Below are 22,311 nucleotides of genomic sequence, written 5' to 3'. Positions count from 1 at the left end.
CTGCGACTGCGCCGGGTAGCGTTGCACGATAGCCGGCGCGTGAAGGCTACCCAGTCCGCGGCGAGAATGGCATCATCCGTGCCCGGCCCGCCCGGCGCCACCAGCAGATCGCGGGACGGCGCCGTCGCCAGGGTCTGGGCCGGCACGAAACGCAGGCCGCGATCGCCGCGTACCGGATCCGGTGATTTTGCGACAAAATCGACGCTGAACCCGGGCGCGGCGGCGAGCACCTCGTACGGCCCGGTCATATCGAGCTGGGTCAGCCCTTCGAACAAGAGAATATTGACATGCACGACGATGCTCCTTCGCTGAACGGAAGCGCCAGCGTAGACCGCCGCGTGGGCGCGCAGGCGCCACATGCCGGCACGATCGCGCCAAAACGCATTGTCTTCCTGCTGTATGACGGTTTTCAGCCGCTCGACCTGGCCGGCCCGTGGCAGGCCTTCAGCGGTGCCAACGACGAAGGCGGCGCCGGCTACCAGTTGAGCACCGTGGCCGCCACGCCGGTGGTCGGCACCTGGGATCAGGGCCTGCGCATGCAGGTCAACGCCACCTTCGCCAACGACGACGACGCGCCGATCGACATGCTGTTCGTGCCGGGCGGCCCCGGCATCGACCAGGCGAGCGCGCACGGCGAGACCCTGGCCTGGCTGCGCCGCCGCGGTCCGCAGGCGCGCCGCACCTGCAGCGTCTGCACCGGCGCCTTCCTGCTGGCCGCGGCCGGCCTGCTCGACGGGCGCCGCGTCACCACCCACTGGCGTTCGGCCGACCGCCTGCGCCACCTGCACCCCGGGCTCAAGGTGGAAGACGACCGCATCTACATCGAAAGCGGCGCCATCTGGACCTCGGCGGGCGTGAACGCTGGCATCGACCTGGCGCTGGCGCTGATCGAGCGCGACGTGGGCGCGCGCGTGTCGCACGACGTGGCGCGGCGCCTGATGGTCTTCATGCGCCGCAACGGCGACCAGCGCCAGTACAGCCAATCCTTGCGCCTGCAGAACCGGCTGGCCGCGCCGTTGCGCGACCTGGTCGAGAAGATCGAAGCGAGCCTGTCGGCGCGCTGGTCGGTCGACGACATGGCCGATGCCTGCCATATGTCGCGGCGCACCTTCCAGCGCAAGTTCGCGGCGCATTTCGGCGTGACGCCGAGCGAAGTGCTGCGCCGCTTGCGGTTCGAGCGCGCCGCCGCCTCGCGCGCCTCGGGCAAGCTGTCCGAAAAAGCCGTGCGGCACGTCATGGAGGCCGGCGGCCGGCCGCTGTAGGCAGCGGCCGGGGCCGCAAGCCGCCCGCATCGGGGCACCGCGGCGCCTGCGCCGCGGCAAGCCTCCTTGGCCGCGGCGTTAGCGCTTGATCCAGTTGCGCCCGTCGCTGGAACGATAGCGCCCGCCACTGCTGCAACAGCCGCCCGCGCCCATGGCCTGCCGGCCGACGAATGCCTCGACGGCATCGCCCTCGCGGCTCAGGCTCTGGCGCACGCAGGACATGAACGAGGGGTAGAACTCCGGCTCCAGCACCTTGACCCAGCGGCGCGCGCCGGAGGCCGGATCGGCCTCGTTCAGATAGACCACGCAGTCGCTCGCGACCAGGTGCACCGGTTGGCCGTTCAACGTCCCCTTGAATTCCCGTTCGGGCGTCAGGTCGCGCAGCAATTGCCGTTCGAAGTCCGGCTGCGTCGACGGATCGCCACAGCCGGCCAACAGCGGCAACGCCACCAGCGCGGCCAGCGCCCAGCGGTTGGGAGCGGCCAGGGGCCGCGCGCAACGGGATCGGAGTGAGTCTCGCGGGCTCGAAGGCAACATCGCATCCTGGATACGGGAAGATGCCAAGCTTACCCGCAACCCGGGGGAGTGTGTCGATCCGCGCCGCGGCGCCCAGGCAGGCGCCCGGCGCGGCGCTCCTATGCCGCCAGCCCCACCGACATGCCGCCGCACACATACAGCAACTGGCCGGTCATGAAGCCGGCGCGCCGGTCCAGGAACAGGGACACCGCGTGCGCCACGTCTTCGGGCCGGCCGACGCGCCCGACCGGGATGGACGCCTCCAGCGCCACCGTCCGGGGATCGCCCGGCGGGTTCGATTGCTCGAACAGTTCGGTGGCGATGGGCCCGGGCGCCACGGTGTTGACCGTGATGCCGTCCTTGCCCAGCTCCAGCGCCCAGGTGCGCGTCATGCCGGCCAGGCCGGACTTGGTGGCGCCATAGACCGACCGCCCCGGCTTGCCCAACCCTGCGCGGCTGCCGATGTTGACCACGCGCCCGTAACCGGCCTGGCGCATGCCGGGCAGCAACGCCTGCATCAGCAGCAAGGGCGCGGTCAGGTTCAGCGCCACGGTGCGCGCCAGGTCTTCCTGGGTGACGGCGGCGATGTCGGCGACCTGGATCATGCCGGCGTTATTGACCAGGTGCAGCACCGGCCGCGCCGCCGCCAGGGCCGCCGCGGCCGCCATGGTGGCCGCCGCGTCACCCAGGTCCACGGACTGGAAGGTCTCGCCAGGCAACGCCGTGTCCGGCGGCCGGCGGCTGAAGTTGACGACCTCGAAGCCGTCCTGCAACAGCCGCGCGACGATGGCGCGGCCGATGCCCCGGCTGCCGCCGGTGACCAATGCGATGGGACTTGTCATTGCGCGGTGATTCCCTTGTCCTTGATCAAGCCGCCCCACTTGGCGCGCTCCTGGCGCTCGAAGGCGGCCAAGTCCGCGCCGAACAGCGCGCCCGGCCGGGCGCCCATGGTGGCGAAATTGGCGGCAATGGCGGGCGTGCCCAAGCCGCTGCGCGCGGCCTCGATCAATTGCCGCAGCACCGGCTCCGGGGTGCCACGCGGCGCGTACAGCGCGAACCAGGCCGTCACGTCAAAACCCGGCAGGCCGGACTCGGCCACGGTGGGCAGGTCGGGCAGCGCGGGATCGCGCGCCGCCGAGGTCACCGCCACGCCACGCACCAGGTTGCCGTCCTTGATCTGCGCCAGCGCGCCCGGCAGGTTGTCGAACAGCAGGTCGACCTGGCCGCCGGCCACCGCCGGCAGCGACGCCGAGGTGCCCTTGAACGGCACATGCAGCATCGTCACCCCGGCCATGGCCTCGAAATAGGCGCCCGTCAGGTGCACCGACGAGCCCACGCCGGGCGAGGCGTAGGTCAGCTTCTTGTCCTTGGATTGCCTGGCGGCCCGGATCACGTCGGCCACGGTCTTGTAGGGCGACTTGGCGCTGACGGCGATGACGTTGGGCGTGGTCGACACCAGCGCGATCGGCACCAGGTCGCGCTCGGGGTCGAACGTCATGTTGCCGTAGAGGAACGGGTTGATGGTCTGGGTGCCGATGGTGCCCAGGCCCAGCGTGTAGCCATCGGCCTTGGCGCGCGCCACGTAGGCCATGCCGATGTTGCCGCCCGCGCCCGGCTTGTTCTCGACCAGCACGGTCTGCTTCAGGCCCGGCTGCAGGGCGTTGGCGATGGCGCGGCCGAAGATGTCGGCGCCGCCTCCGGGCGGATACGGCACGACCACGGTGATGGGATGCTCCGGGTAGCCCGCCGCCTGGGCCGCGGACACCGCCAGCATGGCCACGGCGGCCACGGCCAGTGCGTGCCGCCCGGCGCGCCCGTACAGGAAATGTGTCATGGATCTGTCTCCTCGCGAATCCGCTTGTGCGGATTTCTTCTGGCTCCGCCTCGGGGCGGATGCTGTCGTTGGGCGTCCGCGGGATGCGGACGCTTCCTATAGTACGTAAATACGTACTATATTCACAAGAACGCGAAACACATACGGAGACAGACCATGAAACGCTGGACGCGCCGCCCCGAGGGATCGACCTGGGGCGACTTCGGGCCGGACGACGAACTCGGCCGCCTGAACCTGCTGACCGAAGAGAAAGTGCTGCAAGCGGTGCGCGAGGTGCGGGCCGGCAAGGTCTTCTGCCTGTCGCTGCCGCTGGACCTGCCCGGCGGCAATGTGCTCAATCCGCGCCGGCATCCGCCCCAACTCAAGCCCACCTTCCGCGACGGCACGCCCTACCTGAATTTCGCCATGGCGCGCCTGCAACCCGAGGCCGTCGATGTGCTGTCGGACGACCAGGTCACGCTCAGCCTGCAGTACTCGACCCAATGGGACGGCCTGTGCCACGTCGGCGCCCAGTTCGACATCCAGGGCGACGGCCAGGCCCGCCGCGTCTATTACAACGGCTATGCCGCCGGCGTCGACGTGTTCGGTGGCGATGACGCCGGCCCCGACGCCTGCTGCCCGCCGGGCGGCTCGTACGCGCGCAAGCTCGGCATCAACCGCTATGCCGAGAAGGGCATGCAGGGCCGCGGGGTGCTGGTCGACCTGGCGCGCGCCTTCGGCCCCGGCCGCACGCTGGTGGGCCATACCCAGTTGCAGGCGGCGATGCGCGAACAGCGCGTGGTGGTGGAGCCGGGCGACATGCTGGTGCTGCGCACCGGTTTCGCCGAAGCGCTGGTGGAGATGGATGGCCAGCCCGACCCGCACCGGCTGGAACAGACCGGCGCGGTGCTGGACGGCGCCGACCCGGCGCTGCTGGGCTGGATCACCGACAGCGGCATCGCGGCCCTGTGCGCCGACAACTATGCGGTCGAAGCCTATCCGGGGCGCGCCCGCGGCCCCGGCCATTCGATCCTGCCGCTGCATCACCACTGCCTGTTCAAGCTGGGCGTGCCACTGGCCGAGCTGTGGTACCTGAAGGCGCTGGCCGACTGGTTGCACACGCAGGGCCGCAACCGCTTCCTGCTGACCGCGCCGCCGCTGCGCCTGCCGGGCGCGGTGGGTTCGCCGGTGACGCCGATCGCGACGGTGTAGGCCATGACCCAGCTCTTTGCGCACCACCTCGACGCGCTCGCCGCGCGCCACCCCGGCCGCGCGGCCCTGATCGACCGCGACCACGCCCTCAGCCACGCCGACTTGCGCGCGCGCAGCCGCGCCCTGGCCGCCGGCCTGGCGCGCCTGGGCGTGCAGCCCGGCCAGCGCGTGGCCGTGTGGCTGCCCAATTGCGCCGCCTGGGTCGAGACCTTCCTGGCCTGCGCCCACCTGGGCGCGCTGGTGCTGGCCGTCAACACGCGCTTTCGCGCGCTGGAACTGGCCGACATCCTGGGCCGCGGCCGCGCCGATTGGCTGGTGTACTGGCCCGGCTTCAAGGGCATCGACTTCGCCGCCATCCTGGACGACGTCGCGCCCGCGGCGCTGGCTCGGCTGCAAGGCATCGTGGCCCTGTCGGAGACGGACGAACCGCTGGCGCCATCGCTGCGCGGCAAGCCGGTGCACCGCTACACCGATCTGCGCGCCTGCGGCGACGCGCCCCCGCCGCCTCAGGCCGACGCCGGCGTGTTGTGCTTCACCACGTCCGGCACCACCTCGCAACCCAAGTTCGTGCTGCATGACCAGCGCACCCTGCTGCGCCACGGCGCCGCCGTGGCGCGGGCCTTCGACTACGACGAGCACAGCCGGGTGCTGGCCAGCGCGCCGTTCTGCGGCGCCTTCGGCTTCGCCACGCTGGTGGGCGGGCTGGCGCAGGGCGTGCCGGTGGTGTGCGCACCGGTATTCGACGCGGCCGCCTCGGCAGCCGCCGTTCAACGCCACCGTATCACCCACACCTATGCCAACAACGAGGCGCTGGTCGCCATGATGCGCGCCGCCGCGCCGGGCGCCTTCGCCTCGGTCCGCCTGTTCGGCTTCGCCAGCTTCACGCCGGCGCTGGATCACATGCTGGATCTGGCGCGCGCGGCCGGGGTGGCGCTGACCGGGCTGTATGGCTCCAGCGAACTGATCGCGCTGGTGGCCGGCCAGCCGCGCGACCCGGCCGAGGGCGAGGTGGCCGCGCGCCACCAGCCCGGCGGCACCCTGATCTATCCCGAGGCGCGGGTGCGGGCGCGCGACCCGGCCAGCGGCCGGATCCTGCCGCACGGCGAATCGGGCGAGCTGGAAATCCTGTCGCCCAGCCTGATGCGCGGCTACCTGGACAACCCCGAGGCCACCGACCGCGCCTGTACCGACGATGGCTACTTCCGCACCGGCGACCTCGGCTATACCCTGACCCCGCGCCAGTTCGTGTTCCAGACCCGCATGGGCGATTCGTTGCGCCTGTCCGGCTTCCTGGTCAACCCGGTGGAAATCGAGCAGTTGGTCGAAACCTTGCCGGGCGTGCGCGCCTGCCAGGTGGTTGGCGCCAGCCGCGACGGCAAGACCGTGCCCTATGCCTTCGTGCTGCTGCATGACGGCGCCCGCGCCGACGTTGCCGGCTGGACGGCCGCCTGCAAGCAGGCCATGGCCGGCTTCAAGGTGCCGGCCGGCTTCACGGTCTTGACGGCGTTCCCCTCGGTGGAAAGCGCCAATTCGGTCAAAATCCAGAAACACCGGCTGCGCGAGATGGCCGACGCCCTGCTCGCCGCCCCCGCCACCTCCTGACCGATCCGACCATGCCCGCGCGCCCGCTTTTCTCGCACAGCCCCCAACCGCTCTATCTGCAAGCGGCGGCGCTGTTTCGCAGCCACATCCAGAACCGCACCTGGCGGCCGGGGCAGCAAATTCCGCCGCTGGAAGCGCTGGCGCAGACCTATGGCATTTCGCGCGCCACCATCCGCCAGGCCCTGGGCCAGTTGGAGCAGGACGGCCTGATCCGGCGCTCGCGCGGCTCGGGCACCTTCGTTAACGCCGACCTGCCCGAGACACCAACGCTGCTGATTCCCAAGACCTGGGCCGAGACCGTCGAACTGAGCAACCAGCTCGGCACCGTGTCGCTGGTGGAATCGAGCGCCGATTCGCCGCTGCCCGACACGCTTGGCATGCCGTGCGCGGCGGACCGCGGCGGCCGTTTCCAGTACCTGCGGCGCGTGCACACCACCGAGGCCGGGCCGTTCTGCTACAGCGAGGTGTTCCTGGAAAGCAGCCTGTTCCGCAAGCACCGCGCCCGCATCCAGAAGAGCACCGTGGCGCCGGTGCTGGATCAGTTCTATGGCGCCCGCATCAGCGAGGCGCGCCAGGTGCTCAACGTGATCGAAGCCGGCCAGGAGTCGGCCGAATCGCTGCGCATCCCGGTGTCCTCGCCGGTGGCGGAGCTGCGCCGCTTTGCCTGCATCGACGGCCGCGTGGTGTATTTCGCGCGGCTGGAATTTCCCTTCCGCAAGGTGCGCATGGAGTTCGACCTGTTGAGTCAGCGCTAGCGCATGCACGGCGGGCCGCCGGCCGGCGGTTCGCCCCTTGCCCCGATTTCCCATCATAAAAGCGCGGCCATCCGGCCAAAGCGCCGCAGTGCCCGAAGCGTCCGGCATAACCAAAAATGGAGACAACCATGACCCCCATGCCCCGGATTCCGCAGCAACGCAGTACCTTCACACGGCGCTTGCCGCGCGCCGTCGCCACGGCCGCCTGCGGCGCCAGCCTGTTCCTCGGCGCCGTCAGCCTGGCGCAGACCGCCCCCGCCATTTCCGACGACATCGTCCGCCTCGGCCTGATCCTGGACATGAGCGGCGTCTACGCCGACGTGACCGGCAAGGGCAGCGCCACCGCCGCGCAGATGGCCATCGACGACTTCGGCGGCACGGTGCTGGGCAAGAAGATCGACCTGATGGTGGTTGACCACCAGAACAAGGCCGATATCGCCGCCGCCCGCGCCCGCGAGTGGTACGACACGCAGAAGGTCGACGCCATCCTGGACGTGGCCGGCTCGGCGCCCGCCCTGGCGGTGCTGGAGGTGGCGCGCGAGAAAAAGAAGATCGTGGTGTTCAGCGGCCCCGGCACCGAGCGCATCACCAACGACCTGTGCTCGCCCTATTCGGTGCACTACACCTACGATACCTGGTCGCTGGCCAACACCACGGCCCGCGCCACGGTCGACCGCGGCGGCAAGAGCTGGTACTTCCTGACCGCCGACTACGCCTTCGGCCACACCCTGCAAGCCTCGGCCACCGAGGTGGTGAAGGCGCGTGGCGGCACGGTGCTGGGCGCGGCGCGCCATCCGCTCGGCTCCAGCGACTTCGCCTCGTACCTGTTGCAGGCGCAGGCCAGCCGCGCCCAGATCGTCGGGCTGGCCAACGCTGGCGGCGATACCGTCAACGCCATCAAGGCGGCGCGCGAATTCGGCCTGACGCAGAGCGGCCAGAAGATGGCCGGGCTGCTGCTGTACATCAACGACATCCACGCCATCGGCCTGGACGCGGCCGCCGGCCTGATGCTGACCGAGGCCTTCTACTGGGACATGAACGACCAGACCCGCGCATGGTCGCGGCGCTACTTCGACAAGCTCAAGAAAATGCCCAACATGAGCCAGGCCGGCACCTATTCGTCGGTGATGCACTATCTGAAGGCGGTGCAGGCGGCCGGCACCGACGCGCCCGAGGCGGTGATGCGGCAGATGAAGGCCATGCCGATCAATGACTTCTTCGCCACCAATGGCCGCATCCGCGAGGACGGCCGCATGGTGCACGACATGTACCTGTTCGAGGTCAAGACGCCGGCCGAATCCAAGGGGCCGTGGGACTACTACAAGCTGGTGGCGACGCTGCCGGGCGACGAGGCCTTCATGCCGCTGTCCAAGTCGACCTGCCCGCTGGTGAAGACGGCGGCGAAGTAAGCAGGAGGCCGCCGCCGTCGCGGCGGCGGCCACGGCGCATATCGACCCGGCGACCGCCTCCCATTGCGTTATTCTCGCGGCTGGCCCAGCGCCCGCATTGCTGCCCGCCCGTCCAAGGAAACCCGATGTCCAGCCCCGCCTCGCGCCCCATTGCCGCCACCATCGCCGCCGTGGTGCGCGACAGCCATGTGCTGCTGGTGCGGCGCGCCAACCCGCCCGACCAGGGCCGCTGGGCCTTTCCGGGCGGCAAGATCGAGGCCGGCGAACGGATCGAGGACGCCGCCGCGCGTGAACTGTTCGAGGAATGCGGGGTGCGCGCGCAGCCGTTGCGGGTGTTCGACGCCGTCGACGTGTTCGACCATGACGACGGCGGCGCACTGCGGCGCCACTACATCCTGATCGCGGTGCTATGCCGCTGGCAGGCCGGCGAGCCGGTGGCCGGCGACGACGCGCTGGAGGCGCGCTGGGTGGCCCTGGCCGAACTGGACGGCCAGGCGCTGGCCACGAGCTTCGGGGTGGCGGCGCTGGCACGCCGGGCCGCCGCCGTCTCCCCGTCCGACAACGCGCCGGAAGACGCCCGGATGGTGAACGGCCGGCGGGATTGATCGGTTAAGGTGTAGCCCCACACCCCTTAACCCTTCATTCCTGGAGTAATGAATGACCGGATTGATTATCGTGGTGGCGGCGCTGGCGTTCCTGATGCTGGCGGCGTATCGAGGCTACAGCGTCATCCTGTGCGCGCCCCTCGCGGCCATGGGCGCGGTGCTGCTGACCGACCCGTCGGCGCTGGCGCCGGTGTTCTCGGGCATCTTCATGGAGCGCATGGCGGGCTTCGCCAAGCTCTACTTTCCCGTGTTCCTGCTGGGCGCGGTGTTCGGCAAGCTGATCGAACTGTCGGGTTTCTCGCGCGCCATCGTGCAGGCGGTGCTGCGGTTGATCGGCGCCGAGCGCGCCATCGTCGCCATCGTGCTGGTGTGCGCGGTGCTGACCTACGGCGGCGTGTCGCTGTTCGTGGTGGTGTTCGCGGTCTATCCGTTCGCGGCCGAGATGTTCCGCCAGGGCGGCATCCCCAAGCGGCTGATGCCGGGCGCGATCGCGCTGGGCGCGTTCACCTTCACCATGACGGCGCTGCCGGGCACGCCGCAGATCCAGAACATCATCCCCACCACCTTCTTCGAAACCACCACCTGGGCCGCGCCCTGGCTGGGGCTGATCGGCGCGGCCTTCACGCTGACGGTCGGGGTGGCCTACCTGGAATGGCGCCGCAAGCGCGCCGCGCTGGCCGGAGAAGGCTACGGCACCGACCTGCGCAACGAGCCGCAAACGCCAGCCGGCGGGCGCGAACACCACCCGCTGGTCGCGCTGCTGCCGCTGGTGGTGGTGGGCGTGGCCAACTACCTGCTGACGCGCTGGATTCCGGGCTGGTACCCGGCCGGTTCGCAGGTGGACCTGCCCGGCCTGGCCCGGCCCATGCCGGTCAACGCCCAGGACCAGGTGGCGCTGTGGGCGGTGATGGGCGCGCTGATCGCGGGCATCGCCACCATCCTGCTGTTCTCGTTCTCGCACATCAAGGCCCACTTCGCCGAGGGCAGCAAGAGCGCGGTCTCGGGCGCGTTGCTGGCATCCATGAACACCGCGGCCGAGTACGGCTTCGGCGGCGTGATCGCGGCGCTGCCCGGGTTCCTGATGGTGGCCAGCGCGCTCAAGGCGATTCCCGACCCGTTGGTGGGCGAGGCAGTGGCGGTGACGTCGCTGGCCGGCATCACCGGCTCGGCCTCGGGCGGCATGAGCATCGCGCTGGCGGCCATGGCGCAGACCTTCATCGACAGCGCCCAGGCGGCCGGCATTCCCATGGAAGTGCTGCACCGGATCGCCGCCATGGCCAGCGGCGGCATGGATACGCTGCCGCACAATGGCGCCGTCATCACGCTGCTGGCCGTCACCGGCCTGACCCACCGCCAGTCGTACGGCGACATCTTCGCCATCACCCTGATCTCGACGCTGTCGGTGTTCCTGGCGATCGCGGTGTACTACCTGACCGGCATCGTCTGACCGTCCTGGCCGAAGGCGCGGGCGCCGCGCTGGTGTGGCGCTCGGCGCCATTGACGCCGATGGCCAAAGCTGGCCGCGCCGGCACATTGCGCCCGTTCACCATGAAATTATGTTTGCAAAACAAAGATAATTATCTTTTCTTTGGAATCGTTCATGATGCGTCTGCGCGCATGAACCGCCCCCCATCCCTCCAGGAGTCAGGATGAATTCCCAAGCTTGCCAACGCATCGCCCTGGTCACCGGCGCCTCGCGCGGCATCGGCGCCGCGATCGCCCGCCGCCTGGCCGCCGACGGTTGCGCCGTCGCCATCAACTACGCCGCCAGCGCCGCCGAGGCCGAGGCCCTGGCCGGCGCGATCCGCGATGCGGGCGGCCGGGCGCTGGCGGTGCGCGCCGACGTCTCCAAGGCCGCCGAGGTGCGCGCCATGTTCGACCAGGTCGAAGCCGGCCTGGGCCGCCTCGACGTGCTGGTCAACAGCGCCGGCGTGCTCAAGCTGCAGGCGCTGGCCGAGGCCACCGACGCGCTCTACGACCAGACCTTCGACATCAACACCCGCGGCACTTTCAATACCCTGCGCGAGGCCGGCACGCGGCTGGCCGACGGCGGCCGCATCATCAACATCTCCAGCACCACGCTGGCGCTGAACCTGCCCACCTACGGCCTCTATATCGCCAGCAAAGCGGCGGTCGAGGGCTTCACCCGCGTGTTCGCCAAGGAACTGCGCGGCCGCCACATCACGGTCAACGCCGTGGCGCCCGGCCCGGTCGCCACCGACCTGTTCAAGCAGGGCAAGAGCCCCGAACTGATCGAGCACTACGCCAAGATGCCGCCGCTGGAACGCCTGGGCGAACCCGAGGACATTGCCGGCATCGTGTCGTTCCTGGCCGGCGCCGACGGCGGCTGGATCAACGGCCAGGTACTGCGCGCCAACGGCGGCATCGCCTGAAGCGCGATGGCGGCGCGGATGCTACTGTTGCGCCCATGCAAGCAGACAACGCCATGAACCCGCCCGCCCCGCGCCGGACCCGCCCCGCGCCCCTGCCGGATCAGGCCGCGCGCCACGGGCCGGGCCGCGCCTGGGCGTGTGCCCTGGCGCTGGCCGCGCTGTGTCTGGCCGCGCGGGCCGCCGGGGCCGAGCCGCGGGTGCAGACCGGCGACCTGGTGTTCCAGCAATCCCGCTCCGCCCAGAGCCTGGCCATTCAGCAGGCCACCCATTCGCCCTACAGCCACATGGGCATGATCGTGCTGCGCCAGGGCACGCCCTACGTGCTGGAGGCCGCCGCCACGGTCAGCTACACGCCGCTGGCCCAATGGGCGGCGCAGGGCGAAGACGGAAAATACGTCGTCAAGCGCCTGCGCGACGCCTCGCGGCTCACGCCCGAGACGCGCGAACAGCTAGCCAGCACCGGCGCGCGCTATCTCGGCAAGCCCTACGACGCGGCCTTCGGCTGGTCGGACGAGCGGATCTACTGCTCCGAGCTGGTGTGGAAAATCTACCAGCGCGCGCTGGGCGTGCAGATCGGCGCGCTGCAACCGCTCAAGCAGTTCGACCTGAGTTCGCCCGCCGTGCGCGCCAAGATGCGGGAGCGCTACGGCAAGGACATTCCGTGGGAAGAACCCATCATCTCGCCCGCCGCGATGTTCGCCTCGCCGCTGCTGACCACGGTTCCGAACCGGTAACGCGACCGCCAGCGCCACGGTGGATCCGCCGCCCACCGACCGCCCCAAGCCCCCCCTGCCCGGATCGATACGCCGACCTGGCCCGCCGCGCCATCGTCGTGGCCCCGCCCCGCGCGATTTATTCCACCTTGGACTCATTCCATGAAAATTACTTGTTTGTCGAGATCAACCGGCGGGCCTAGCATGACCGGCATCGCCCACGATTCCAATGGAGACAGCAAGCCCATGAGCGCCCCGATTCCCGCCTTCCCCCACAGCCACATCGAGCGCGACGCGCGCGGCCTCTACACGCTGCGGATCGACGACGCCAAAAGCATGAACATCCTGGCCTCGCCGGTCACGCTGGGCCTGACCGAAGCGGTGCGCTGGATCGCGGCGCAACCGGACGCCCGCGCGCTGGTGCTGCGCGGCAGCGGCGACAAGGCTTTTGTCGGCGGCGCCAACATCTATGAAATGGCGGAACTCGATCCGGACGGCGGCCGCGCCTTCATCACCCGCCTGCGCGACCTGTGCGAAGCGGTGCGCGCGGTGCCGGTGCCGACCATCGCCCGCCTGCCCGGCTTCTGCCTGGGCGCCGGCATGGAACTGGCCGCGGCCTGCGACATCCGCCTGGGCTCGCGCGACGGCGTCTTCGGCATGCCCGAGGTGCAGGTCGGCATTCCGTCGGTGATCCACGCCGTGCTGCTGCCGGCGCTGATCGGCCCGGGCGCCACCCGCTGGCTGCTGCTGACGGGCGCCACGGTCGACGCCGAGCAGGCGCTGCGCTGGGGCTTTCTGCAATTCCTGTGCGAGGCCGGCGAACTGGACGCGCTGGTCGAACGCACCGTCGCCCCCATCGCCCGTAGCGGGCCGCGGGCCGTGCGCTCGCAGAAGGCGCTGCTGCGCTATTGGGAAACATCGACCATCGCGGCCGGCCTGGATCGCAGCGTCGACGCCTTCGGCGCGGCCTTCGCCAGCGACGAACCGCGCCAGTACATGGCGCCGTTCCTGGCCCGCAAGCGCGCGCGGGAGGCGCAATGACGGCGGCGGCCAGCGGCCCGCTGGCCGGCGTGCGGGTGGTCGACATGACCGCGGTCGGCATGGGCCCCTACGCCACCCAGATCCTGGGCGACATGGGCGCCGAAATCATCAAGGTCGAAGCCCCCGAGGGCGACGTGTTCCGCGCCTCGGCGCCGGCCGCCTCGCCCGGCATGGGCGCGGTCTACCTGAACCTGAACCGCAACAAGCACAGCGTCACCCTGAACGCCAAGGAGCCGGACGACCGCCAACGCCTGCTGCGGCTGGTCGACGGCGCCGACGTCTTCATCTCCAACGTGCGGCCGCGCGCGCTGGCGCGGATCGGCCTGGACGCCGCCAGCCTGCGGGCGCGCAATCCGCGCCTGATCTATTGCTCGGCGGTGGGCTTCGGTCAGGACGGCCCCTACGCCGCCCAGCCGGCGTTCGACGACATCATCCAGGCCATGAGCGGCCTGGCCGACCTGCAGGGCCGCAACAGCGGCGCGCCGGCCTACATCAACACCATCATGGCCGACAAGGTGGCCGGGCTGACGCTGGCCTACGCCATCCCGATGGCGCTGTACGAACGCGAAAAATCCGGCCAGGGCCAGGCGATCGAGGTGCCCATGTTCGAGACGCTGGTGTCCTTCACCCTGATCGAGCACTTGGGCGGGCGCACCTTCGAGCCGCCGCGCGGCGCCATGGGCTACCGCCGGGTGCTGTCGCCCGAGCGCCGGCCCTACCGCACCCGCGACGGCTTCCTGGCGCTGCTGCCGTATACCGACGCCCAATGGCAGCGCTTCTTCGCCCTGGCCGAATGCGCCGACCTGGCCGCCGACCCGCGCTATACCAGCCCCCAGGCCCGCGCCCGCAACTTCGACGCGCTCTACGCCGACCTGGCGGCCATCGTCGCGCTGCGCGGCACCGAAGACTGGCTGGCGCTGCTGGCCGACGCCGACATCCCGCACGCGCGCGTCAACCCGCCCGAGGCCCTGTTCGACGACCCGCACCTGGCCGCCACCGGGTTTTTCCAGCGGGTCGAGCACCCCACTGAAGGCACGTTGACGACCACCGCGATCCCGGTGCGTTTCTCGCGCACGCCCGGATCGATCCGCTGCCTGGCCCCGCGCCAGGATGCGGATCGCGATATGCTCGATCCGGATTGATTCTCCGGGACGCGCGGGACGCGTGCTTGCGCGGCCCGGGGCGCCCGCCCCCTTTCCGCCCCGACCATGAACATCACCCTCAAGCAGTTGCGCGTGTTCTGCGCGCTCTACGAGTTGCGCAGCTTCACCGCCGCCGCCCGCGCCGCCTTCGTCACGCAATCGGCCGTCAGCAAACTGTGCGCCGAACTCGAAGCAGAGGTCGGCCAGCCGCTGTTCGAACGCTCGACCCGCAGCGTCACGCCATGCGAGGGCGCGGCGGACTTCTATGCCTACGCCCAGGAGATCCTGGGCACGGTGCGCGCGGCCGAACGCAGCATGTCCAGCCTGCGCTCGCTGGAACGCGGCGTGGTCGGCGTGGCCTGCTCGCCGATGATGATGGTCGGCCTGCTGGGCGGCATGATCGCGCGCTACCACCGCCGCCATCCGGGCGTGAAGCTGGAGCTGTTCGAGCTGAACACCGACGAGACCATCGAGCACGTGCGCCACGGCCGCGCCGACTTCGGCATCGTCTCCACCGCCATTGACGGCGACGAACTGGCCGCGCGCGTGATCTACCGCGACACCATGCATGTGGTCCACGCGCCCGGCCACCCCTTGGCACGCCGCCAGCAGGTGCGCTGGGCCGACCTGGCCGCGCACGAGCACATCACGCTGCGCAACGTCTACAGCGTGCGCCGCGCCGTCGACCGCATCAGCGGCGAACTCGACCTGCAATTCCAGTCCGGCATCGAGGCCGGCATGCTGACTTCGGTGCTGAACCTGGTGCGCGCCGGGCTCGGCATCACGGTGGTGCCGGGCTACGTCTGCGCCTTCGCGCGCCAGCTTGGCCTGGTCACCGCGCCCATCGGCGGCGGCGGCCAGCGCGGCCATGCGCTGTGGCTGATCCAGCGCCACAGCGCGCGCCTGTCACTGGCGGCGGACGCGTTCCTGACCGGCCTGGAGCAGACCTTGCGGGCGCGCGAGGCCGCGCCCGACCCGACCCGCTACGACGAAGACGACGCCGACGCCCGCCAGACTTATCCAGATACGGAATAGGTCTATGAAAATTAGTCCCTTGTTGGGATAAGCCAAGCGGCCGCATCATGGCATCGGCCCTGACGCCCGCATGCCGCCGCGGGGCCGCAGAACAACACAGGAGACTTTCATGACCCGATTCCCGCAACGCAGCGGCGCGCGCCGGTTCGCGGCGGCCTGCGCCCTGGCCCTGGCCGCCGCCAGCGGCGCCGCGCAGGCCGACGACGCCTACCCCAGCAAGCCCATCACCATCGTGGTGCCGTTCTCGCCCGGCAGCGCCACCGACACCAGCGCCCGCATCCTGACGGAAAAGCTGGGCCCGCGCCTGGGCGTGCCGATCGTGATCGAGAACAAGCCCGGCGCGTCGGGCACCATTGGTTCGTCCACCGCCGCGCGCGCCGCGCCCGATGGCTACACCCTGATCCTGACCAGCAGCTCGACGCACTCGGCCACGCCGGCCCTGTTCCGCAAGCCGCCCTTCGACCCCACCGGCGATTTCACCCACGTCATCCGCATCGCCACCATTCCCATGATGCTGGTGGTGCGCGCCGACTCGCCCTACGACGCGGTGCCCAAGCTGGTGCAGGCCACCCGCGCCAAGCCGCTGAACTACGCCTACGGCTCGCCCACCAGCCAGATCGCCGGCGCCACCTTCAACCGCGTCGCCGGCGCCGCCGCCAACGCCGTGCCCTACAAGAGCCAGCCGCCCGCCGTCACCGACCTGCTGGGCGGCCACGTCGACTACCTGTTCGCCGACCTGTCGGTGGTGACGGCGTTCATGCACAGCGGCAAGCTCCAGGGCATCGCCTTCACCGGCCAGGCGCGTTCCAAGGACTTCCCCGACGTGCCGACGCTGGCCGAGCTGGGCTACGGGAATTTCGACCTGGTGGTCTGGGTGGGCGTGGCCGCGCCCAAGGACACGCCGGCGCCGGTGGTCGAACGCCTGAACCGCGAGATCGCCCGCATCCTGCGCGAGCCCGACAGCATCGCGAAATTCGAGGCGCTGGGCATGCAGGTCGCCCCCAACACGCTGGCCGAGCACCGGGCCTTCGCCCAGTCGCAGCGCCAGATCTGGACCCAGCGCGCGATCGACGCGAAGATCGAGCCGCAATAAGCGCGGGACGCGGCCTCAGCCCATCCGGACCGGGGCCGCCGCATCGGCCCGCGGCATCACGGCCAGCCGCAGGCCCATCGCCTTGAGAATGGCCAGCAGGCTGGCCAGCGATGGGTTGCCCTTGGGCGACAGCGTGCGGTAGAGCTGCTTAAGTGGCCTTTTGATCTCTCTATCCAGACGTTTTTGCGCCTGCAAAACAAAACGGGCGCCAAAGCGCCCGTCTCTCGTACCGCGATCCCGCCTACCCGTCAGAACCGGTACTGCGCCGTGGCGATCACCGTGCGCGGCTCGCCCACGCGGATCTGGCCGGCGCTGGTGGCCGAGGCGTAGTAGGTCTTGTCGGCGAGGTTGCGCACCGCCAGGCGCCAGTCCCACTGGCCGGTGCGATAGCCGACCAGCGCGTCCCAGGTGGCGTAGCCGGGCAGCACCGCCGTGTTGGCGTTGTCGGCGTAGCGCTGGCCGACGAAGGTCAGGCCGGTCTCGCCGTACAGCCCCTCGGCCGGTTTGTAGGTCAGGAACACGCTGCCGTTGCGCCGCGCCACATTGCTGACGCGGTTGCCGGCCAGGCCGTTGTTGTCTTGGACGATGGAGGCGTTCTGCAGGCCGATGCCGCCGCGCAGGTACCAGTTGCCCGTCAGGCGCCCGGCGGCCGTCAGCTCGATGCCGCGCGAGCGCTGCTTGCCAGTCAGCAACACAAGGGTCGGATCGACCGGATCGGTGGTGCGGCGGTTGTAGAGTTCGAGCTGGTACAGCGCCAGGGTGGTGCTCAGTTGCCCGTCGAGCCAGTCGCTCTTGACGCCCACTTCGTATTGGCGCGTCTGTTCCGGATCGACGTCGTTGGTGTTGCCGCGCGCGTTCGGGGTGATGCCGATGAGGCTGCCGCCCACCGGCGAGAAGGTCTTGCTGTACGAGGCGTAGAAGGAATGGTCGCGCAGCGGCGTCCACACCACGCCGGCGCGCGGGCTCAGGCCGCGGTTGTCGCGGCGGGCCGAGAGATCCAGGATGCGGTTGGTAGAATCGACGTGGAAGCGATCCATGCGCAGCCCCAGCAGCACCTGCCAGGCATCGTCCAGCTTGATCTGGTCCTGCACGTAGTAGCCCTGGCTGCGGGTCTTGTGGCGGGCCGAACTGCTGAGCGTCATGGCGCCGTTGTGCTGTTGGGACAGGTCCGGGTCGTACAAGTCCAGCGTCGGCACCGGCTGCGCGCCCGGCCCGCGCGCCAGCGTGGTGTAGAGGTCGGGCGTGCGTTCCTGGTTCGCCACTTCCACGCCGAACAGCATGCGGTGTTCGATGGCGCCGGTATGGAACAGGCCTTCGGCTTCCAGATTGTTGTTGATGCTGCGGGTGGTCAGATCCTGCTGCCAGCGGCTGCGGGCGACCCTGCCGGTGGCGGCGTTGTAGCCGGTCAGGTAGGTGTTGTCGAACTTGCTGTTCAACGCAAACACGCCCAGCGTGTAGCGCAGCTGCCAGCCCGGCGCCAGCGCATAGGCCAGGCGCGAGCGGAACGATTGCGCGCGGTCGTCGATGTAGTCGCGGTCGGGATCGCCATAGACGGTGGCGCGTCCGACGTCGGCGGGGCGGCCGTTGACGCTGGGCATGCCGCGGTCCGGGGTGCGGTCGTAGCGGCTGTACTCGTACTGCAGCAGCCAGTCCAGGTCGGGCGTGATGCGCCAGTTCAGCGACGGCGCCACCAACTGGCGGGTGCCGCCGATCTTGTGGCGGAAGGTGTTGCTGTCTTCCTGGCCGACGTTCAGGCGCACGCTGACATGCTCGCCGGGGTCGGCGCTCAGGTCGCCATAGAAACTGCGCAGGTCCCAACTGCCGGCCTGGGCTTCGAGCGTGGATTCGCGGCCCGGTTGCGGCGCCTTGCTGACGCGGTTGACGATGCCGCCCTGGCTGCCGCGGCCATACAGCACCGCGGCCGGGCCCTTGAGCACCTCGATGCGCTCGATGTTGTGCAGGTCGCGCACGTACTGGCTGTCGTCGCGGATGCCGTCCAGGTAGAAGTCGTTGCTGGCGTCAAAGCCACGGATGCGCAGCGAATCGAAGCGGGTGTCGGAGGCGTTGCTGACGTTGGGGATGCCGGACAGCGCCTCGCCCAGCGTGCTGATGCCGTAGTTCTGCAGGCTCTCGACCTTGACGCTGTCGATGGCCTGCGGCACGTAGCGCGCGGGGGTCTGGGTGCGGGTGGCGGTGGTGACCTCGGGCACGCGCGGATCGTCGGCATTGGCGCCTTCGACACTGATGGCGGGCAAGTGCGCGGGTTCGGCAAGGACGGACAGGTGGGGAGCCATCGCGGCCAGCGCGACGGCCAGGGTCAGGGCGCGCGGAACAGGAAAAACGGGCATCGCAAGCATTCTGTAAGTTCTATCGAGCCGCGATGATATCGACAATGAATCTCATTTGTATATGAGATTCTTCTCATTTGAAGCGCGCGTGCGCGCGTGTGTTGCGGCGTCACAACGAGCGCACCACGCCGGCCCGTGGCCAGCGCTCCCGCCCTTTCCGCCCTCCCCCCCCCCGCCATTTGCATGACACCGCCGCCCCGCGCGGGCCGCTTGCGTTCGCCGCGAATGGGCGCGGTGCCTCGTTCATGTCGGCGAGGCCGGCCTCATCCAACGGCACGACGGCGCGGCGGCCGATGCCCTGTTTTTGCCGTCGAACACTCCGATGTTTGCACTACGGACAAGTCTGGCCGGACGGACGAGGTTCGCATGAGGCAGACAGGCGGCCCGCTGTATTAGGCTGGCCCGGCAGTACTCCGACTCACCTTGATCGATTGGACGAAAGCAAATGAATCAACTCATTCATCCGGACTGCCATCCCTTTACCGCCGCAGGCAACCTGAAGCAAGTCTCCGCGTTCTATGAGGAAGGAAGACGTGTCATGTGGATGATGCTACGCGCGCAGCCGCGCCCCTGCTTTAACCATGAACTGATCGACGAAATCATGACCCTGGCGCGCGCCGCCAAGGATTCCGGCCTGCCCATCGACTTCTGGGTCACGGGCTCGCTGGTGCCGCAGATCTATAACGTCGGCGGCGACCTCAACTTCTTCGCCGAGGCCATCCGCACCGGCCGGCGCGAGGCGCTGCGCGCCTACGCCCGCGCCTGCGTCGATTGCGTGCACGCCGCCACCCGCGGCTTCGATACCGGCGCGGTGTCGCTGGCCATGATCGAAGGCACCGCGCTGGGCGGGGGCTTCGAGGCGGCGCTGGCGCACCACTTCGTGCTGGCGCAGAACAACGCCCGCATGGGCTTTCCCGAGATGGCCTTCAACCTGTTCCCGGGCATGGGCGGCTATTCGCTGGTGGCGCGGCGCGCGGGCATGAAGCTGGCCGAGGAACTGATCGGCACCGGCGAATCGCACACCGCCGAATGGTTCCAGGCGCGCGGCCTGGTGGACGTGCTGTTCGAGCCGGGCGAGGCCTACAAGGCCACCCGCACCTTCATTGACGTGATGCGGCCCAAGCTCAACGGCATGCGGGCCATGCTGCGGGCGCGCCAGCGCGTGCTGCAACTGACCCGCTCCGAGTTGATGGACATCACCGAGGATTGGGTCGAGGCCGCCTTCAGCATCGACCCGAAGGACCGCGCCTACATGGAACGGCTGGTGATGGCGCAGAACCGCCGTTCGCCCGCCGGCTCCGAGGGGCTGATGGACGCCACCATGCATTGAAGCCGGCGCGCGCCGGCCGCGTCAGGCGATCAGATGCAGCCGGCGCCGTTGCGCCAGCCAGGTGCTCAACTCGGCGGCGGGCATGGGCTTGGCGTACAGGTAGCCCTGCTTGGCGTCCACTCCCAGCGTATCCAGGAAGGCGGTTTCTTCCTGGGTCTCGACGCCTTCGGCGATCACCTTCAGTTCGAGCGTGCGGGCCACCGCCACGATGGCCCGCGCCAGCGCCTGCGACACCGGATTCTCGTTGACGCCGCGCACGAAGCTGGCGTCCAGCTTGATCGCGTCCAGCGGGATGCGGGCCAGTTGCGACAGCGACGAATAGCCGGTGCCGAAGTCGTCCAGGTGAACCCGCGCGCCCAACTGGCGGAATTGCTTCATCAACTCGATCGCGGCGACCTCGTCCTCGATCAGGCAGCTCTCGGTCAGTTCGATATCGAGCAGGCAGGGATCCAGGCCGGCATCGTTGACCGCCCGCATGAATTCGCTGACCACGCCCTTGTCATCCAGTTGACGCGCCGACATGTTCACCGCCACGCGCAGGTTCAGCCCGTCGCGCTTCCAGGCCGCGGCCTGGCGCGCGGCCTCGCGCATCACCCACACCCCCAGTTGCGAGATCAGGCCGGATTCTTCGGCATAGGGAATGAAGACACTGGGACAGATCATGCCGCGCTCGGGCGAGCGCCAGCGCAGCAGGGCCTCGACGCCATCGACCTCGCCCCCGCGCCCGGCCAGCTTGGGCTGGTAGTACAGCATCAGGTGGCCCTCGGCCAGCGCCTTGCGCAGGTTGGTGTCGAGCCAGACATAGTCGGCATTGCGGCGGTCCATCTCGGGCTGGAACACGCGGTAGGTATGGCGCCCGGCTTCCTTGGCCACGTACATGGCGATGTCGGCGCTGCGCACCACGCTGTCCAGGTCGTCGCCGTGCTCGGGATACATGGCGATGCCGATGGAGCAACTGGTGTAGACCTCGATCAGCTCCTGGCGGAACGGTTCGCGCAGGCGTTCGATGATGCGGCCGGCGGTGGCTTCCAGTTGCCAGGCCTCGGCGTTTTCCTGCAACACCAGGAATTCGTCGCCGCCCAGCCGCGCCAGCGTCTGGCCGGGCGCCAGGCAGCTGGAAATGGCCACCGCCACCGACTTGAGCAGGCGATCGCCGAAGCCATGGCCGTAGTGGTCGTTGATGCGCTTGAAGTTGTCCAGATCCAGGAACAGCACCCCGCCCCGGGCGCCCTCGCCTTCGGCCAGCGCGGCCTTCAGGCGCGTGGTGATGGCGTGGCGGTTGGGCAGATTGGTCAACATGTCCGTATTGGCCAGCACCCGCAGACGTTCCTGCGCCTGGCGTTCCTCGGTGATGTCGGTGCCCGAGCAGATCAGGTAGACACGCTTTTCGCCGCTGCCGCTGGTGACGAACTTGTTGCGGAACAGAAACAGCCGCGGGCCCTTGACCGTGTTGATCAGGCGCTCGACCTCGTACGACTGCCCGCGCTTGTAGAACTCGGCGATGTTGCGGCGCGAGGCGGCGGCCTCTTCGCGCGTCATGAACATGTCGAACACGCTGCGCCCGACGATGTCCTGCTCGCGCTTGCCGGTGTATTCCTCGCTGACCTTGTTAAAGCGCTGCACCCGGCCGTGCTGGTCGACGATGACGATGACCGAATTGGCTTCGGACACCACGGTTTCGGCGAACGACAGGCCTTCGACCAGGTCGCGCGCCACCGAATCGGTGTCGGTGTGGGCCGAGGCCGTGCCGGCCCATTCATTGGGATTGATCTTGCGTCCGACCAGCCGCAGTTGTATCGGATCGCCGTACAGCACGATGTCGATGCGCAGGCTGGCCGTGATGCCGGTCAGGGCGCGGATGGCCTGCGCCTGCTCGGGCTTGAGCGCCAGCGCGATATTGGTGGCGCCCTTGACCGCGGATAGTTCGATCGCGTCGCTGTCCGCCGCCAGCCTCCAATAGGGGCTCGGTGTACCGAAATGCAGGTACAGGATCGATTTTTCGTCCTGAGTCTCAGTCATTGGTGTCCCCCGCCGTCCGTGGA

General features: G+C 69.4%; 19 protein-coding genes and 2 pseudogenes. 14 read left to right on the top strand and 7 right to left on the bottom strand.

What is annotated here, in order from left to right:
• Positions 1 to 77 precede the first annotated feature (77 nt).
• Positions 78 to 359 (bottom strand): annotated as a pseudogene (locus tag ACN6O8_RS10645) (DJ-1/PfpI family protein); the annotation flags it as partial.
• Between ACN6O8_RS10645 and ACN6O8_RS10640 the strand changes: the two are divergent.
• Complete coding sequence (locus tag ACN6O8_RS10640; protein WP_427991019.1) at positions 288 to 1,262, top strand: GlxA family transcriptional regulator; 975 nt, start codon at positions 288 to 290, stop codon at positions 1,260 to 1,262. The pseudogene ACN6O8_RS10645 and the gene ACN6O8_RS10640 sit on opposite strands and share 72 nt — an antisense overlap.
• A 78-nt stretch (positions 1,263 to 1,340) precedes the next feature.
• Here ACN6O8_RS10640 and ACN6O8_RS10635 read toward each other — a convergent pair whose 3' ends face one another.
• The 3 genes from ACN6O8_RS10635 to ACN6O8_RS10625 all read right to left on the bottom strand — a co-directional run bounded on the left by ACN6O8_RS10635 (position 1,341) and on the right by ACN6O8_RS10625 (position 3,612).
• Positions 1,341 to 1,799, bottom strand: a complete 459-nt coding sequence (locus tag ACN6O8_RS10635) for a hypothetical protein (RefSeq protein ID WP_427991018.1) — start codon at positions 1,797 to 1,799, stop codon at positions 1,341 to 1,343.
• Positions 1,800 to 1,897: 98 nt separating this feature from the next.
• The gene (locus ACN6O8_RS10630; protein ID WP_427991017.1) at positions 1,898 to 2,620 is read right to left on the bottom strand and encodes an SDR family NAD(P)-dependent oxidoreductase; all 723 of its coding nucleotides are present in this window, start codon (positions 2,618 to 2,620) and stop codon (positions 1,898 to 1,900) included.
• Entirely contained in the window at positions 2,617 to 3,612 is a 996-nt protein-coding gene (locus tag ACN6O8_RS10625; protein ID WP_427991016.1) for a Bug family tripartite tricarboxylate transporter substrate binding protein, read from the bottom strand. Before ACN6O8_RS10625 ends, ACN6O8_RS10630 begins: the two co-directional genes overlap by 4 nt.
• A 156-nt stretch (positions 3,613 to 3,768) precedes the next feature.
• Between ACN6O8_RS10625 and ACN6O8_RS10620 the strand changes: the two genes are divergently transcribed.
• From ACN6O8_RS10620 to ACN6O8_RS10565, 12 genes are all read left to right on the top strand, one after another.
• Entirely contained in the window at positions 3,769 to 4,803 is a 1,035-nt protein-coding gene (locus ACN6O8_RS10620; protein ID WP_427991015.1) for a cyclase family protein, read from the top strand.
• Between the two features lie 3 nt (positions 4,804 to 4,806).
• The gene (locus tag ACN6O8_RS10615; protein ID WP_427991014.1) at positions 4,807 to 6,405 is read left to right on the top strand and encodes an AMP-binding protein; all 1,599 of its coding nucleotides are present in this window, start codon (positions 4,807 to 4,809) and stop codon (positions 6,403 to 6,405) included.
• 11 nt (positions 6,406 to 6,416) lie between these two features.
• A complete protein-coding gene (locus ACN6O8_RS10610; protein WP_427991013.1) occupies positions 6,417 to 7,160 on the top strand; it encodes a GntR family transcriptional regulator in 744 nt (247 codons plus the stop codon).
• Positions 7,161 to 7,288: 128 nt separating this feature from the next.
• Positions 7,289 to 8,569, top strand: a complete 1,281-nt coding sequence (locus ACN6O8_RS10605; RefSeq protein ID WP_427991012.1) for an ABC transporter substrate-binding protein — start codon at positions 7,289 to 7,291, stop codon at positions 8,567 to 8,569.
• Between the two features lie 125 nt (positions 8,570 to 8,694).
• A complete protein-coding gene (locus ACN6O8_RS10600) occupies positions 8,695 to 9,174 on the top strand; it encodes an NUDIX hydrolase (protein WP_427991011.1) in 480 nt (159 codons plus the stop codon).
• 52 nt (positions 9,175 to 9,226) lie between these two features.
• Complete coding sequence (locus ACN6O8_RS10595; protein WP_427991010.1) at positions 9,227 to 10,621, top strand: GntP family permease; 1,395 nt, start codon at positions 9,227 to 9,229, stop codon at positions 10,619 to 10,621.
• Positions 10,622 to 10,823: 202 nt separating this feature from the next.
• Entirely contained in the window at positions 10,824 to 11,567 is a 744-nt protein-coding gene (locus ACN6O8_RS10590) for an SDR family oxidoreductase (protein WP_427991009.1), read from the top strand.
• A 53-nt stretch (positions 11,568 to 11,620) separates the two neighbouring features.
• Complete coding sequence (locus ACN6O8_RS10585; RefSeq protein WP_427991008.1) at positions 11,621 to 12,301, top strand: YiiX family permuted papain-like enzyme; 681 nt, start codon at positions 11,621 to 11,623, stop codon at positions 12,299 to 12,301.
• A 225-nt stretch (positions 12,302 to 12,526) separates the two neighbouring features.
• Positions 12,527 to 13,321: an enoyl-CoA hydratase gene (locus ACN6O8_RS10580; protein ID WP_427991007.1), complete on the top strand. Its 795-nt coding sequence runs from the start codon at positions 12,527 to 12,529 to the stop codon at positions 13,319 to 13,321.
• The gene (locus ACN6O8_RS10575) at positions 13,318 to 14,463 is read left to right on the top strand and encodes a CaiB/BaiF CoA transferase family protein (protein ID WP_427991006.1); all 1,146 of its coding nucleotides are present in this window, start codon (positions 13,318 to 13,320) and stop codon (positions 14,461 to 14,463) included. The genes ACN6O8_RS10580 and ACN6O8_RS10575 overlap by 4 nt, the downstream gene beginning before the upstream one ends.
• 66 nt (positions 14,464 to 14,529) lie before the next feature.
• A complete protein-coding gene (locus ACN6O8_RS10570; protein ID WP_427991005.1) occupies positions 14,530 to 15,498 on the top strand; it encodes a LysR family transcriptional regulator in 969 nt (322 codons plus the stop codon).
• 109 nt (positions 15,499 to 15,607) lie between these two features.
• Positions 15,608 to 16,591: a Bug family tripartite tricarboxylate transporter substrate binding protein gene (locus ACN6O8_RS10565; RefSeq protein WP_427991004.1), complete on the top strand. Its 984-nt coding sequence runs from the start codon at positions 15,608 to 15,610 to the stop codon at positions 16,589 to 16,591.
• A gap of 15 nt (positions 16,592 to 16,606) precedes the next feature.
• On the opposite strand, the pseudogene ACN6O8_RS10560 reads toward ACN6O8_RS10565, so the two are convergent.
• Together ACN6O8_RS10560 and ACN6O8_RS10555 are read right to left on the bottom strand one after the other, a co-directional pair.
• Positions 16,607 to 16,738 (bottom strand): annotated as a pseudogene (locus tag ACN6O8_RS10560) (DNA-binding protein); the annotation flags it as partial.
• Positions 16,739 to 16,839: 101 nt separating this feature from the next.
• Positions 16,840 to 18,939: a TonB-dependent receptor gene (locus ACN6O8_RS10555; RefSeq protein WP_427991003.1), complete on the bottom strand. Its 2,100-nt coding sequence runs from the start codon at positions 18,937 to 18,939 to the stop codon at positions 16,840 to 16,842.
• A gap of 445 nt (positions 18,940 to 19,384) precedes the next feature.
• Between ACN6O8_RS10555 and ACN6O8_RS10550 the strand changes: the two genes are divergently transcribed.
• Positions 19,385 to 20,269, top strand: a complete 885-nt coding sequence (locus tag ACN6O8_RS10550; RefSeq protein WP_427991002.1) for a crotonase/enoyl-CoA hydratase family protein — start codon at positions 19,385 to 19,387, stop codon at positions 20,267 to 20,269.
• Positions 20,270 to 20,290: 21 nt separating this feature from the next.
• Here the strand turns inward: ACN6O8_RS10550 and pdeR are convergent, their stop codons facing one another.
• On the bottom strand, positions 20,291 to 22,288 hold the full coding sequence (pdeR, locus tag ACN6O8_RS10545) for a cyclic di-GMP phosphodiesterase (RefSeq protein ID WP_427991001.1): 1,998 nt from the start codon (positions 22,286 to 22,288) through the stop codon (positions 20,291 to 20,293).
• Between the last annotated feature and the right edge of the window lie 23 nt (positions 22,289 to 22,311).

The organism is Achromobacter sp. (assembly GCF_050285565.1).
GTDB lineage: Bacteria > Pseudomonadota > Gammaproteobacteria > Burkholderiales > Burkholderiaceae_B > Achromobacter.
The sequence above is the reverse complement of the archived record's forward strand: the minus strand, read 5'-3'. Positions and strand labels throughout refer to the sequence as shown.